The sequence below is a fragment of the Enterococcus sp. AZ126 genome, assembly GCF_051714545.1.
Classification (GTDB): Bacteria; Bacillota; Bacilli; order Lactobacillales; family Enterococcaceae; genus Enterococcus_L.
The window spans coordinates 2,260,954-2,275,529 of the sequence record NZ_JBIOSB010000001.1; the positions used below are offsets into that span (position 1 = coordinate 2,260,954).

General features: G+C 34.4%; 14 protein-coding genes. 8 read left to right on the forward strand and 6 right to left on the reverse strand.

The genetic code is table 11. The features are described 5' to 3' along the window. Positions 1–97 precede the first annotated feature (97 nt). Both mnmE and mnmG read left to right on the forward strand, forming a co-directional pair. Positions 98–1,495: a tRNA uridine-5-carboxymethylaminomethyl(34) synthesis GTPase MnmE gene (mnmE, locus tag IGI43_RS10710; protein WP_438757787.1), complete on the forward strand. Its 1,398-nt coding sequence runs from the start codon at positions 98–100 to the stop codon at positions 1,493–1,495. A gap of 13 nt (positions 1,496–1,508) precedes the next feature. Further along, on the forward strand, positions 1,509–3,416 hold the full coding sequence (gene mnmG, locus IGI43_RS10715) for a tRNA uridine-5-carboxymethylaminomethyl(34) synthesis enzyme MnmG (protein ID WP_438757788.1): 1,908 nt from the start codon (positions 1,509–1,511) through the stop codon (positions 3,414–3,416). Between the two features lie 66 nt (positions 3,417–3,482). Here the strand turns inward: mnmG and IGI43_RS10720 are convergent, their stop codons facing one another. The 6 genes from IGI43_RS10720 to IGI43_RS10745 all read right to left on the reverse strand — a co-directional run bounded on the left by IGI43_RS10720 (position 3,483) and on the right by IGI43_RS10745 (position 8,458). Next, positions 3,483–4,655, reverse strand: coding sequence for a site-specific integrase (locus IGI43_RS10720; RefSeq protein ID WP_438757789.1), 1,173 nt, complete (start codon positions 4,653–4,655; stop codon positions 3,483–3,485). A gap of 152 nt (positions 4,656–4,807) precedes the next feature. Continuing rightward, positions 4,808–5,074 carry a hypothetical protein gene (locus tag IGI43_RS10725; RefSeq protein ID WP_438757791.1) on the reverse strand — a complete coding sequence of 89 codons (267 nt, stop codon included), beginning with the start codon at positions 5,072–5,074 and terminating at the stop codon, positions 4,808–4,810. An 813-nt stretch (positions 5,075–5,887) separates the two neighbouring features. After that, on the reverse strand, positions 5,888–6,373 hold the full coding sequence (locus IGI43_RS10730; protein WP_438757792.1) for a hypothetical protein: 486 nt from the start codon (positions 6,371–6,373) through the stop codon (positions 5,888–5,890). Positions 6,374–6,381: 8 nt separating this feature from the next. Next, positions 6,382–7,851, reverse strand: a complete 1,470-nt coding sequence (locus IGI43_RS10735; protein WP_438757794.1) for a T7SS effector LXG polymorphic toxin — start codon at positions 7,849–7,851, stop codon at positions 6,382–6,384. Beyond that, complete coding sequence (locus tag IGI43_RS10740) at positions 7,842–8,195, reverse strand: hypothetical protein (protein ID WP_438757795.1); 354 nt, start codon at positions 8,193–8,195, stop codon at positions 7,842–7,844. Before IGI43_RS10740 ends, IGI43_RS10735 begins: the two co-directional genes overlap by 10 nt. 11 nt (positions 8,196–8,206) lie before the next feature. Further along, entirely contained in the window at positions 8,207–8,458 is a 252-nt protein-coding gene (locus tag IGI43_RS10745) for a hypothetical protein (protein WP_438757796.1), read from the reverse strand. A 1,299-nt stretch (positions 8,459–9,757) separates the two neighbouring features. Here IGI43_RS10745 and IGI43_RS10750 point away from each other — a divergent pair. From IGI43_RS10750 to IGI43_RS10775, 6 genes are all read left to right on the forward strand, one after another. Beyond that, on the forward strand, positions 9,758–10,048 hold the full coding sequence (locus IGI43_RS10750) for a TIGR04197 family type VII secretion effector (protein WP_438757797.1): 291 nt from the start codon (positions 9,758–9,760) through the stop codon (positions 10,046–10,048). Next, positions 10,045–10,419: a hypothetical protein gene (locus tag IGI43_RS10755; protein WP_438757798.1), complete on the forward strand. Its 375-nt coding sequence runs from the start codon at positions 10,045–10,047 to the stop codon at positions 10,417–10,419. The genes IGI43_RS10750 and IGI43_RS10755 overlap by 4 nt, the downstream gene beginning before the upstream one ends. Positions 10,420–10,623: 204 nt before the next feature. Then, on the forward strand, positions 10,624–11,160 hold the full coding sequence (locus IGI43_RS10760) for a hypothetical protein (RefSeq protein WP_438757799.1): 537 nt from the start codon (positions 10,624–10,626) through the stop codon (positions 11,158–11,160). Positions 11,161–11,173: 13 nt separating this feature from the next. Further along, complete coding sequence (locus IGI43_RS10765; protein WP_438757800.1) at positions 11,174–11,557, forward strand: hypothetical protein; 384 nt, start codon at positions 11,174–11,176, stop codon at positions 11,555–11,557. A 906-nt stretch (positions 11,558–12,463) separates the two neighbouring features. Continuing rightward, positions 12,464–12,808: a hypothetical protein gene (locus IGI43_RS10770; RefSeq protein ID WP_438757802.1), complete on the forward strand. Its 345-nt coding sequence runs from the start codon at positions 12,464–12,466 to the stop codon at positions 12,806–12,808. Positions 12,809–13,102: 294 nt separating this feature from the next. Then, positions 13,103–13,867, forward strand: coding sequence for a peptidoglycan amidohydrolase family protein (locus IGI43_RS10775; protein ID WP_438757803.1), 765 nt, complete (start codon positions 13,103–13,105; stop codon positions 13,865–13,867). Positions 13,868–14,576: the final 709 nt, after the last annotated feature.

Below are 14,576 nucleotides of genomic sequence, written 5' to 3' on the forward strand. Positions count from 1 at the left end.
GATGTATACATAGGTTAAAAAATACAAGAGTGGTTTAACGTAGTCATTATTACGCGAAAAACGACTCAATCTATCAATGAAAGGAAGTCTGTCAAAAATGCAACAAATAACGTTAGAATTTGATACGATCGCGGCAATTTCAACGCCTCCTGGAGAGGGTGCAATCAGCATCGTCCGTTTAAGTGGGGATGAAGCAATCGCTATCGCAGATAAAGTATATCATTCTGGTAGTAAACAATTAATGGATGTTCCTACTCACACGATCCATTATGGACATATCCTTGATCCTAAAGATGATAGTTTACTAGATGAAGTGATGGTTTCCGTTATGCGGTCACCGAAAACATTTACCAGAGAAGATGTTGTTGAAATCAATTGTCACGGTGGAATCGTTGTTGTAAATCAGTTATTACAGCTGCTGTTAAGAGAAGGCGCACGTTTAGCTGAACCTGGAGAATTTACCAAGAGAGCCTTTTTAAATGGGCGCATGGACTTATCCCAAGCAGAAGCTGTGATGGATTTGATTCGAGCAAAAACGGATCGAGCAATGCATGTAGCGTTAGACCAACTTGATGGAAATCTCTCTTCACTGATTCGTTCATTAAGACAAGAAATTTTAGAAACGTTAGCTCAAGTTGAAGTTAATATCGATTATCCGGAATACGATGATGTCGAAGAATTAACGACGAGATTGTTACTTGAAAAAGCTGGATTTGTTAAAGCTCAGATCGAAAGCTTACTGACAACGGCAAAGCAAGGAAAAATTTTGCGAGAAGGCTTAAGTACAGCGATTATCGGGCGTCCAAATGTTGGAAAATCAAGTTTATTGAACCATTTACTACGTGAAGAAAAAGCGATTGTGACAGATATCGCAGGAACGACACGTGATGTGATTGAAGAATATGTCAATGTCCGAGGTGTACCACTAAAATTGATCGATACAGCTGGTATCAGAGAAACAGAAGATATCGTTGAACGTATTGGCGTTGAACGTAGCCGTAAAGCATTGGCTGAATCCGATTTGATTTTGCTAGTTCTAAATCAAAATGAGCCGCTAACAGAAGAAGACCGCCAATTATTAGTAGCGACAGACGGATTAAAACGTGTAATCCTACTGAATAAAATGGACTTGCCTTCTCAAATAGATCGGGAAGAATTAAAACAGCTAGTTAAAGAGGAAGAAATTTTACCAGTATCGGTCTTATCTAATACAGGAATGGAACAATTAGAATTAAAAATCGCAGACTTATTTTTCGGTGGACAAACAGGGGAAAAAGACGCGACATACGTATCTAATACCCGCCATATTGCTTTACTAGATCAATCTGCGATAGCGCTGGATGAAGTGATTCGAGGAATCGAAGCCGGTATGCCAGTCGATCTCGTTCAAATGGATATGACCCGTTGTTGGGACTTCTTAGGTGAAATCGTCGGGGACAGTGTCCAGGACGAACTGATCACCCAATTATTCAGCCAATTTTGTTTAGGAAAATAGAGAGGAAGAGTCGATGAATCAATTTAAAGCAGAATCATATGATGTAATCGTAGTTGGAGCAGGACATGCTGGTTCAGAAGCAGCCTTAGCGTCCGCTCGTATGGGCAGTAAAACACTGCTTTTGACAATTAATTTAGATATGGTCGCATTTATGCCATGTAATCCATCTGTCGGAGGTCCAGCCAAAGGAGTTGTGGTCCGAGAAATCGATGCATTAGGTGGAGAAATGGGTCATAATATAGACAAAACATACATCCAAATGCGGATGCTGAACACAGGAAAAGGGCCGGCCGTTCGCGCCTTGCGCGCCCAAGCGGACAAACACGCCTACGCTACGGAAATGAAACACACGATCGAACGCACGGATCATTTATCTTTACGTCAAGGGATCGTTGAACGTTTAATCGTTGAAGAAGGTATCTGCCGAGGAGTCGTGACAACAACGGGTGCGCAATACCAAAGTAAAGCCGTGATTATTACAGCTGGAACAGCACTTCGTGGTGAAATCATCATTGGCGAACTAAAATATTCTTCAGGACCTAATAATTCATTACCATCTATTGGTTTAGCGAATCATTTAAAAGAACTAGGACTTGAAATAGATCGCTTCAAAACAGGTACACCACCTCGCGTGAAATCTAGCACGATCGATTATTCTGTTACAGAGGAACAACCGGGTGACGAACAACCCAATCACTTTAGTTTCAGTACACCAGATGATGCGTATAATTTAGAACAACGTTCTTGCTGGCTGACCTATACGAATGAAGGAACCCATGAAATCATTCAAGACAATCTACATCGTGCACCGATGTTTACAGGAATCGTAGAAGGCGTTGGCGCTCGTTATTGCCCTTCCATCGAAGATAAAATTGTTCGATTCTCAGATAAACCTCGCCATCAATTATTTTTGGAGCCGGAAGGATTAAACACAGAAGAGGTTTACGTTCAAGGACTTTCGACGTCATTACCAGAAGATGTTCAAACGGATATCCTACATTCCATTGCTGGTTTGGAGAAAGCTGAGATGATGCGTACAGGTTATGCGATTGAGTATGATGTGGTCGTGCCACACCAATTGCGTCCAACATTAGAAACAAAAGTGATCGATGGCTTATTTACAGCCGGACAAACAAATGGTACTAGCGGCTATGAAGAAGCAGCAGGCCAAGGTCTGATCGCTGGAATCAATGCAGCATTAAAAGTTCAAGGAAAAGAGCCTTTTGTGATGAAACGCAGCGATGGTTATATCGGTGTTATGATCGATGACTTAGTCACTAAAGGTACGAATGAACCGTATCGTTTACTGACGTCAAGAGCGGAATACCGCTTGATTTTGCGTCATGATAATGCTGATTTACGTTTAACTGAACAAGGACATGAAATTGGATTAGTCAAAGAAGACCAATATAAGGCATATCTTGAAAAGAAAAAAGCAGTCGAAGCAGAAATTGCTCGTTTAAGTTCAGTTAGAGTCAAGCCTACAGCGGACGTACAAGCGTTTTTAGACGCGAAAGGATCTGTTCCATTGAAAGATGGCGTCTTAGCGAGTGACTTCTTAAAACGTCCAGAAATGACCTATCATGAAGTGACACAATTTATCCCCGCATCTGAGGTAGAATTAGACGATAAAGTCATCGAACAAGTGGAGATTCAAATCAAGTACGAAGGCTACATCAAAAAAGCGTTGGAAAAAGTTGATAAACTAAAACGAATGGAAGCTAAACGGATTCCAGAAAATATCGACTATGAAGCAATCAACGGTCTAGCAACAGAAGCAAAGCAAAAATTACAAAAAATTCAACCAGAAACGATTGCCCAAGCAAGCCGAATCAGTGGTGTTAATCCAGCAGATCTATCGATTTTGATGGTTTATATTGAACAAGGGAAGATAGCAAAAGTGAAGACAGAAAAGGCTTGATACTAAGCCTTTTTTTTCATGTGAAACATTTAGAACTCATTGAATGCTATATTGAATGCCATTTGTTTAAAAAGCCATATATTTTGAGAAATTAGCAACAGTCTCAGTTTGTTTAGTAGGTGTGACTTTAACATAAATATCAGTTGTTGTTTTTGTAGATTTATGACCTAAAATTTGTGCCACATCTTTTATACTTGCTCCACTCTCAAATAGTAAAGATGCATTTGTTTTTCTAAAATCATGTACTTTTATTATTTTCATATCTGGAAAGTGTTTCTGTACTTTTGCCATTACATGATTGGGGTAAGATTTTCCAAGATATTGTTTTTCTCTATAAAGTACCGATTGGCTAAAGACTACATTGTCTTCAAAATTATCATTTCTAATACCCAGAGAGAGTTTACGTTGGAGGATGTTGTTTTTCCATTCTTTTAGGATAGATGCTGTACGATCGTCTATTCTAATTGTTCGATTAGATGAATCAGTCTTTGTAGACTGCACAAGTAGTTTGCCGCTCTGTAACTCCACAAGCGTTTTATCAATAGAGATTACTTGATTTTTGAAATCAATGTCTTTCCATTGTAAAGCCATAGCTTCACCTTTTCTTAAGCCTAAGAATGCTAATACTCTAAAGAAAGTAAAAGCTCGTTTGTCTTCTAACCTTTCTAGGCAGTCAAAAAATTCTTTTAATTCGTCTTTTGTGTAAAAGCTCTCGGCTTCATCTTTGTGGATCTTCAATCTTGATTTAGGTGTAACAGTTCTTATCATAGGATTATCCTTAACAACACCAATAAGTATGCCATATTTGAATACCATGTTTACATAGGTTCGTAATTGCTTGTAAGTAGCAAGTTGCGAAGCCCATTTGTTTAATACTTTTTGGCAATATAATGGTTCAATAGAATTTATTGAAAGTTCACCAAATTTAGGAAGTATGTGTTTATCAAAATGTATTCTAATTCGTTGTTGGGTGGTAGCTTTAATGTCTAATGAATGTTGATGAAACCAAATTTCGTAAAGCTGCTTAAATGTTTTAATCTTAGTAGAAGAATCATTATACTTTTTTGTTTCAAATTCATTGAGAATCTTATTGAGAACTTTTTTAGCCTCTTTTTTCGTTTTGAAGTCTCTTCTAGTAGTCTTTACGGACTTTCTAGTCGTTGGATCAATACCTAAATATGCTTGAAACATCCAACGTACAGAGCCATCCTTTTTTTTATATTGTTTAATAGTTGCCATATCTCTGTATCCCTTCTCTTGTTTAGTTTGACGTAGATGGTAATGATTCACTAGAGAGAAAACTATAACTATAGTAACTATGTTTTAAACATTAATCAATCATTGTTATAGCTTCACATCTCTAAAACTACCTTGTTTATGAATTGTTTTTTTTATTCTATATTGTTAAGCATAAAACGTTCTAATTCTTTTTTCTGATAATAGACACTGCCATCTTCTATCGGTTTGCATCTTTTTAAACCGTGTTGTTCATACTTATGCAATGTATTGATACTTATTCCATCATAATAATTTTCGACATTTTTTTGTTTAATAAATTCTGGTAAATTATTAGCTTGCATTTCGGCTCTTCGTAGCATGTCCATATGCACTTGTTTAATGTAATTAAACAGTTTTTGTTCAAATTCTGAACTAAACATAATTTTGTTCCTCCTTTTGTATGTTATAGTAATAATTTTTTTAAATTTGTTCGAACCAAATTTGTAAAAATATGATAACATGGAGAAAACGGTTGCAATACAAAAAATCATAAAAGAAAACATTCTTTTTGCATTTAGGTAGTTTAAACCTTGTAACAAAGGTGTTTTAGCTTAAAAAAATTTTTTATTTTGACGGTATATGTTTGTGAAATGAATATTTATAAGTGATTTATACCGTTCATTTTGAGTGTTTTTGTTTTGTTGCCCAGATTTGTAATTAGAAGTTATATTTTATTTGTATATACTTTCCTTTCTGTTGTTATGAGATCAGATTAATCACATTGTCTACCGAGTTCTTAGTGGGAACCATTCTAAAACTATTAGAAATTGTTTACTGGTCTGTTCTCATTTTCAAAGTATTTTTCCAACACAGGCAACACTTCTTACCATGATTGCAGTTGTTCCCATACATCATAAAGCGCATAAATATCTTGGTGACTAATTTCTTTAATTGGTTGCTTATTTTCTATTTGAATTATTTTTTCACTCCTTCAATTTTTTGATACACGAAAAAACGGTATCAGTGGTTGTTTCCTCACTAATACCGTTTCAATAACTTTTACATTTTCTAGTTGAAATGATTGTACACTTAAGAAACGGTCAAAAAGACTAGAAAAGTTCTTTGAATTTTTGTACAATAAATACAGCTAGCTTTCTGTTAGCTATTGGCAACTTGATTAGTGAGCTTGGACTCACTATTCAAGGCTCTATTTTCTCGATTCCCGTCGAGTAGTAGAGTGCCTTTTTTATTTATTAATCCTTTAAATATGATTTAACTATATTTTTTGATGCTGGAATTAAATCATCTTCAATATCAACATGCTTACCATTAATACCAGTGTATAAGCATTCATCACAAAATTTAATAATTTGACTTGTTTTACTAGCTGTTATGGTTAAACGCAAGTTACTATCATGACAACTGGGGCATTCCTCATCTGTCATATATGCACTTAAATCCCAAATAAGCGAAGCAACTTGATTAGATAGTTCTTCTTCATTTAAACCTTTGTTAATTTGATTCATATAGAATGGTATTGCAATCTCAAAATTGTCATCCGAGTGTCCTAAAATTAAATTTTTTGAATCCAATTTTTTAATTGCATCTAAATATTCTAAAGAAGTATATTTTAAAAAGATTGAATCATATTTATTAACATAGCTTATCAATTCATCAAAAAAAGTATCTAGATTATTAATAGAAAAATTGTTATAAATTCTTAAAATTTCTTCTTCCATATATCCTCCTATGGTTTTGGTATAGGATAAGTTGTAATTATATTACCTGCTTTATCCGTTATAATTTTTATCCATGTAGTAGGTTCTCCACCTAAGCTAGGTTTAACTGTTCCAACATTTCTTCCTACATCTACTATCCTTTCAAATCCCCCAGACTCTATTTGTTTCACAGGTGTATTTATAACAGGTTTTGACTGTAGAATATTCTTCAAATCTGTTTCAGGAATAGTAAACTGTCCAGCATTTTTTGATGGGTTAAAATGCCTATCTCTAACATGTTTCATTCCAGCATTTTTTGATGGACTAAATCTCGTTGGATTTTCTGCTACATTAATTCTTGACTGAACAACTCCCACATTCGGTTTCGGAACATCAGACCCACTGGCTTTCTTATTAGTATTTCTAGGTTTAACATTTTGCGTTTTCCCTACATTAACTACGCCTTTGACCATCACACCGATCGTAATCATGCTATTCGCTAACAAGGAAGCTTTTCCAAGCATTTCCGCTTGAGTTAGTTTCTTCCCTGTCACACTATCAATCCCCGTAGCTAATTCTTTTATCAGGGTAGCATTTTGCTCATAGAATAATTCATCTACACCTTTTTGACGATCGCCTTGAATGAAACTTAAGCCGTATTTATCAATCATTCGACTAAGCCATTTATTGTAGGCTAAGGTTACATCAATATCTGCGGCTGTGGCGGACGTCTTTCCTTTTTTCACCCACATCCACATTTTACCATACCCTAAATCAATTAATCTGTATTCTCGATCACCTACATCTGGTTGTCTATCCTCATTGAAATCCTTTTCCTTCAGTTGATTAAACCAACTCTTATCTGTTCCTTTTGGCAGTTGATATGTCCCGTCACTATTAACAATCGTATTATTTAGTACCATGACACCCTGCATGGCAATCTTCATGTCATTCAAACTATTGCTAAAAAGACTACTCGTTTGTGAAGAAAACTGATGCAGTTTTTCTAACTTCTTTTGTAATTCTCGGATATCATCTTCAAACGTATTTGACATACGATTCAGATTGTTTTGAACATCTAACAAGGCATCCAGTACTTTCGCAACAGGATTATTTCGTGACAATGCTCTAGCAACAGCTGCAGAAGCATCAACAGACGCTTTCATTGCTTTTTTTGTGGCAACTTGTTGATTCTGTTTGTCTTCATCCAGCGTTCCTTCACTTGATATATTCTGATCAGCGTTCGTATATGTTTGTAGCTCTTGCTCAATACGATCCATCGCGGATGTTACTTTACTAATAGTCGGTAAAACTAAATCACTAAAGAGACCTTTTCCAGCGGTATAAGCAGCACCAGAAAGCGTTTTGCCATCTACTGCAGCAACCACTTTTTGACTGCCTGCTTTTAGTTGTTGAGAAGCCTCTTTCCCACTTTGGAGATTCTTTTTTAATGCACTGATTAATTGTGCTGAGTCTGAGCTAGAATAAATTAATCCCAAGGAATTTCACCTCTTTTTCTATAGAGCTCTTCGGTTTCATCATCGAGGACTTTTCTTTGTTTCGTATAACTCTCAGAGAGTTCTTCCACAGCTTCGCTTAATTGACGTTTAAACAAGTGCTCTTGTTCTTCGTTTTTTCTTTGTAATCGCAGGCTTTCTGGGTTTTCACGAAACTTTTCATCATTTAGCATGCTAAGTGTGCGATACCCTCTCTGTAAATCATCTTGTAACTGTTGCAAACTATCTTCTATTTTTCGTTGGTCATTTTTTAAGTCATCAACGCTGTTTTCCTTTTCGATGATTAAACGATTATATGTTGCTCGTTCTTGTTCATTCTTATCCATGGTACAACCCCTTAAAACTTGATCTTACTATCTTCAATTGCCATGATTTCAGCTATCTTTGGAAATTTTTGACTCTGCTCTTTCACACAATCAATTAACTGCGATAAATCAGATAGTAATTGATTTGTCACTTCAGTTCCTTTTTTTATACTACTGATATTGCTTTTGCCTAGAGAAACGTGAGTTCCTTTATTCACGGAGACAGCGTTAATTCCTGTGGTTGCTCTAGTAGCAGCTCCAACATTTGAAGCAATATTCAACATGCGTTCCCTCCTTAATTTTGAGCGTAGTTTAAATTAATATTACCATATAATCAAGATATCTGACATTCGTTGGAAAATTTTTTTATTTATTTCATTCATTTTTCTTAAGATAGTTGATAATTTTACTCTGTTTGTAGATTATATTAGAATTATCAGTTTAATTGTTTATACTACAGTTCTTTATTAATCTCCTAAACTCACATTTGCTTGTATTAAATAGCTTCTAAATTTATTTTGATTGCTTTATATTAATCAACGCATTAATTTGTTGTGCTACCAAAAATAAAACATCTAAAAGATATCATTTAATAGGATCATCCTTTAGGTGTTCTTTTACTCAGCCGATGATACATTGCTACAAGCACTCATCTTTTAACACTTTCAACTTTCTAATCAACCTCAGCAATTCTTTGTACTCTTTGGTATTTAGTTGTTTTTTTTTTGAAATTGTTTGCTTTGCTCTACGAGAGTCTGAAACTTATCTATCAGCTTCTGAATGTTTTGTAATTTTTCAATACTTCTATATAATGAAATAATATTAATCGACTATATTAAACAAGGCAAGATAGCGAAAGTTAATAAAGAAAAGGCTTGATATCACTATTCTATTGTGATCGCTAAACAAATAAAAAGTAACTGATTACACAAAATCGTAAAATTAAAAAGACATGTATTTAGCAAAGTTTTTTAGCAGTCTCATTTTGTTTAGCTTAAGTGACTTTAATATAGATACCTGTCCTAATCTTTGTGAAATCTTTTTAATACCAGCACCACTTTAAAAAAGTAAAAAAAATTCGTTTTATGAAAATCATGAGCATTGATTATTTTCATATCTGGAAAATGCTTTTTTACTTTTTTCATTATTTTTATTGGAGTTTTAAGGGCGCTTTATCAACTAATATTGGTGAAGAAAATTCAAAGAATTAAGTCGATTATTATGATTCCTAGAGGAAATTTTCTCTAGGTTTTTTTGTGTACTTGAAAAAAATTTGTGGGTGATAAACAGACCTTAGAGGCGATAGAAGAGGCAAAAATTTTAATTTACTATTATAAAGATAGATAAGAATGATTTTCCTATAGGGATATTAAAAGGATGATTATTTGTAAATAGTTATCAGGGAAGTTTAGCAAAATGCTTAATTTCTCTTTTTTTTAAACATAGATAAAATGATCTTAAAATAGAAAAAAAATTCCGAAAAAAGAAAAAACAGCCTGTTGTATTTGAGTGTTTTTGGATGGTAAAATATAAAAGACAAAAAGTTTTTTTAAATGTTCTATATGGAGTGAAGGAGTGATTACATGGCAATTAACAGTAATATAAGTGTTGCTGGATGTGTCTCGGCTTTGTTTAGGCAATCAGCTAGCGCATTAAATAGTATCAGTGCTTCGACAGTTTCTTCAAACACGAATGTATTAGGCAACGCAAAAGCAAAACAAGCAATGAATAAGTATGAACAAGGACTAAAGCTATTATCTTCTAGCGTCGTTTCTGCGGGGAATAACATTCATTCCGTTGCAAAAGAATTTGAAAAAGTCGATCAAAATATTGCTCAATTGACAAACCTGAATAATTTGGGAGGTTTTCGATGAATGAAATTGAATATGACCAAAAAAATTATCAGTATCGCATGCGTATCAAACAGTTACAAGAGGATCAGCTAGGTATTAAGAAAGAACAGCGCCAAATAGAAGAGCAACAAGAAGCCTTATTTTGCCTACAACAAAAAGAACAGAAAGCTTATGAGCTCGTTTTGAACAATTGGGAAGCAGAAGAACGAGCCTTTTACCAAGATCGTGGAGAGGAAAGTCTTCATTTGGCTAAAAAAGCGCAAAGAGAACTTGAGGAACAACAAGTTGAGCTACAAAAAGAATATCGAGCATTGTTAGATCAAGAAGAATCCGTAAACGCAGAACAAACTTCTTTTGTGAAGCAAAAGGAGGAGGAGCCAAATGGGACTTAATTTTATATCGGTGAAGTTCAAGCACAAGCGAATCAAACCGCTCGGATGAATAATCAAGCGAGCCAAGCAATCGCTTCACTGCAAACGAGTATCCAATCCTTTTTATAAGCGCCCTTATCCAGTAAAGCCTATGATTTATGGATAAAAAATCAGATCGAACTTTACGGCAGAGATACGGTTTTAGGTAAAGAAGAACCTGATTATTTGACGAAATTAACGATTGAATTACGAGATGGGAAAAATTATGATACAGGTAAACCATTAACTGATCTTGAAAAAGTACAACGTATGGCAACTGTCGCTAGTATGATTGCGGCGATGGGGATTGCGAGATATTATGCGAAGCATCCGTTGACTGTGGGACAGATTACGCCTAAAAGAACGCCTGCCACTGGGAGTAAGGATGGAAAAAACTTTACACTGGACAGAAATAAGAGTAAGGGCAACTGGAGCGTCAAGATTCCGAGTGGAAGTAATCTTAGAAATGTTATTAAAAATGGTGGGAAAATGCCAAATCATATAGTTATCCAAAAGGGAGGGTTATCTAAAGATGGGAAACCAAATTCTTCTGCAGATATTCTTAATCCTGATGGGAGTGTTAAACAACGAAGATATTATGATGAAAAAGGTAGAGCTACAGAAGATATAGATTACAATCATTCAGATGATGGAACTCATGAGTTTACACATAGACACAAATGGGATTGGTCAAATCCTGAAAAGCCAAAAAGATTAAAGTGAGGATGAATAACAAATGGAATGGAAAAATTTAGAAACTCAATCGGATATAGATGAATTAATGCAATCGCTAGATAATTTCCATGATAGTTGCATAAAGGATTTGAAATATACAAGTGGTACTTATGTAGATGAAGATTTCTCTATGATAATGAATACGAATCCCGTTGTAAATCTATTTATTCAAAGACAATCAGAATTTATGACAACGATTGAATTTTGTTTAGAGGGTGTTAGTCATTTTCATATAAATAATAGTTTAGATTCAACATTAGAAATATTCAAAGCTAGCTTCTTTGAAAAAGAGGAAAATTTCTATTGGTATAGTAGTGATGATATTGAGGATGAAACTGCTACAAGTTTTGTATGTAAAAAAATTAAATGGAGAGAGCTTTCATAAGACATGAGGGTAGAGAAACACTGTGACGTAGAAGATTCCATGATAAACGTAATAGTAGAGTTTATAGCGTTTTCATAGTTTAAAAAAGACTTGTTACATCAATGAAGATGTAGCGAGTTTTTTCATTTAAATAACTTCCTATTGAATTAATATATTTTTCTGCGAAGTTTAGCAAAATGCTTAATTTCTTTTTTTTTTGTTTTTAAACATAGATAAAATAATCTTAAAATAGAAAAAAAAATTCCAAAAAAGGGAAAAACAGCCTGTTGCAATGGTGTGTTTTTTAGTGGTTAAATATAATTAACAAAAAGTTTTTTTAAAATGAATAGATTATCAAATGAAATAAAGGAGTAACTGTATGGCAATTGATTATCTTCTTCCTCTCAAATAGTAGAGAAAGCTGTTAAAGGTCAGTTTGGAAAAAAAGTAACAGAAGTATTTGAAAAGCAACAACAAACTTTAGATAAAATCTAGAGGGAGTTGTTGCTTTTTTTAACAAAAAAAGACTTGCACATCCATTAAAGATGTAGCAAGTTTTCTAGTTGATGAGCTATTAAGGTGTCTCAAGCTCTTTTTTGACTACTTTTTTTTAAAAAATTGATCTGTTTGAAAATATATGAAAATCAAAATTCCGACTATATCGAACAAGAAAAGATGGCGAAAATTAACCTTAGAATACTTATGTATCAATATTTACACGCTCTTCAATATAAAAACAACATTTTTCAAACCCATAATTCATTAATAAAATGACAAGAATATAGTCACATTGGGGAGAATAATGACAGTAAAACAAAAGTCTCAAGCGATAAATTTACCGTAAGATGAATACAGGTAAAAAAACGGACGTTCTTATGAACAATTGAAATAGACACACTGGTCAAAATAAAACGAAAGGATAAAACAATGTATAAAATCAAAACAATTGAAGAATTTTGGGAAGCAATAGATGAAATAAGAATCAAAAAAGAACTTAATTGGGCAGACTTAGTGAATGAAAAAGATAAATTAGCTGCAAGTAAAAAGTGGAATCCTACACTGAATCATATCCTTAAAATACAAAAGAAATTGGATGTAGAGCTGATTAGTACTTTGTCTTATCAACTGTTTGAATCAGAGATAGAAATCACTAAAGACCCTGAGACATCCAAGAAAATGAAGCTTATCTACAAATGGATCCAATCAGATGATTGGATGGAGAATGAAGAGATAGTTCAAAAAGTTCAACAAATAGCTGGGACAATTATGTGAGATAAATAATCTAATTGTGCGTGGATGATCTAAAAATTGTTAGAAGTATCTTTATTCTTAAATTCTGGTACTTAATAGGAACATGGCTATAAATCAGGATACGTTTGTTTCATGTGAAACATTTAAAGATAGGTGTAGCGTTGCACGTTTGAAAGTGTATTGCTACATCTATTTTTTATGACGGAATAATTTTGGGAGACTTGTAACAGAAAATAAAAAGGAATCGGAGAAATATAAAGCGTAAGATTTAGTCATAGATCGTTTATCAAAAAAGATAATAAGGAGTGGAACAAAATGGAGAAAATTGAAAAAATGATTCAATGGATGTCAGATAGACAAGGAAAAATTACGTATTCTATGAATGCTCGCTTAGGCCCAAATAGTTATGATTGTTCTAGCGCCGTATACTTTGCTCTAATTAATGGAAATTTTTTGCCAGTTGGAACAATGGGGAATACAGATACGCTTTTTTCACACCTTGAAAAATCAGGATGGACTCAGATAAAAGCAGATGCAGCAGGTCATTATCCTGCAAAAAAAGGAGATATTTTTATTTGGGGAAATCGTGGATCTTCTGGTGGTGCAGCAGGCCACACTGGAATTTTTATCGATGATCAAGATACAATCATCCATTGTAATTATGGATATAATGGGATTACGAAAAACGATCATGATACAATTTGGGCAATAAATGGGTATCCATCCGTAACAATTTACCGCTATGGGAAAAATGAAAATGATCCGTTAAAACCACAACCAATTACCCCAAAACCGAAACCAGTGCCACAAAAGACACAATCTGAATTAATTCCGATGTCAGGTATTTTTTATCCAGATAGACAATTAGCAGTAAGTGGAGACACTGATCCAAATGATACAATCAGCCCAGCTCTTGACTACTATTTACCAAAAATGAGTATTCAGTATGATTACTACACACACAGTAATGGATATGTCTGGATCAGCTATAAAGATTACGGAGGAAATCGACGTTTTGTTGCTGTGGGACCGGATGATGGCCGTACAGATACAACTTGGGGCAAAGGATTTTTTAATTAACAGATCCAACATAAAATACGATAATAAATAAATGTAGAAATGAACTTTATTGAGAAGAACAAATGAATCGATTAATTCCGCTGAATATTATGAAAAACTAAAAGAAATTCAGATATTTACCAAACAATCGTAATAAATAAACCGAAATTTCAACACAAAAAAGTCATAAATTCAAGTTATTATATATTCATACCAAACAAACAACCCTAACAAAACACTTTTTCATTTTTTAACTCCTTTTCCCACTCTTCCCCAAAGAGTGGGTTCTTTGTTGTGAATCACTACGATTGGCTACGCCAGAGTAGATGATGAACAATACTTGGCGACCAGAGGGAGAGAAGTCTCCTTACTAGTGGATCACGCCACTTCGTTACGATCACATTAAAGCACTAAGAATGGAAGGATTACGACTGTTTTTTCCAGAGTAGATGATGAACAATACAAGGCGTGCAAAGGGAGAGAAGTTTCCTTACTAGTGGATCACGCCACTTCGTTACGATCGCATCAAAGCACTAAGAATGGAAGGATTACGACTGTTTTTTCCAGAGTAGATGATGAACAATATTTGGCGACCAGAGGGAGAGAAGTCTCTTTACTAGTGGATCACGCCACTTCGTAACGATTGCATTAAAGCACTAAGAATGGAAGGATTACGACTTGTTTTTCCAGAATAGATGATGAACAATACAAGGCGTGCAAAGGGAGAGAA

Excerpts from the sequence above, each read along its gene's own strand:
- IGI43_RS10720 (WP_438757789.1), bottom strand. The coding sequence starts at position 4,655 with ATGGCAACTATTAAACAATATAAAAAAAAGGATGGCTCTGTACGTTGG.
- IGI43_RS10765 (WP_438757800.1), top strand. The coding sequence starts at position 11,174 with ATGGAATGGAAAAATTTAGAAACTCAATCGGATATAGATGAATTAATG.
- IGI43_RS10740 (WP_438757795.1), bottom strand. The coding sequence starts at position 8,195 with ATGGATAAGAATGAACAAGAACGAGCAACATATAATCGTTTAATCATC.
- IGI43_RS10725 (WP_438757791.1), bottom strand. The coding sequence starts at position 5,074 with ATGTTTAGTTCAGAATTTGAACAAAAACTGTTTAATTACATTAAACAA.
- IGI43_RS10750 (WP_438757797.1), top strand. The coding sequence starts at position 9,758 with ATGGCAATTAACAGTAATATAAGTGTTGCTGGATGTGTCTCGGCTTTG.
- IGI43_RS10755 (WP_438757798.1), top strand. The coding sequence starts at position 10,045 with ATGAATGAAATTGAATATGACCAAAAAAATTATCAGTATCGCATGCGT.
- mnmG (WP_438757788.1), top strand. The coding sequence starts at position 1,509 with ATGAATCAATTTAAAGCAGAATCATATGATGTAATCGTAGTTGGAGCA.
- IGI43_RS10730 (WP_438757792.1), bottom strand. The coding sequence starts at position 6,373 with ATGGAAGAAGAAATTTTAAGAATTTATAACAATTTTTCTATTAATAAT.
- mnmE (WP_438757787.1), top strand. The coding sequence starts at position 98 with ATGCAACAAATAACGTTAGAATTTGATACGATCGCGGCAATTTCAACG.
- IGI43_RS10770 (WP_438757802.1), top strand. The coding sequence starts at position 12,464 with ATGTATAAAATCAAAACAATTGAAGAATTTTGGGAAGCAATAGATGAA.
- IGI43_RS10775 (WP_438757803.1), top strand. The coding sequence starts at position 13,103 with ATGGAGAAAATTGAAAAAATGATTCAATGGATGTCAGATAGACAAGGA.
- IGI43_RS10745 (WP_438757796.1), bottom strand. The coding sequence starts at position 8,458 with ATGTTGAATATTGCTTCAAATGTTGGAGCTGCTACTAGAGCAACCACA.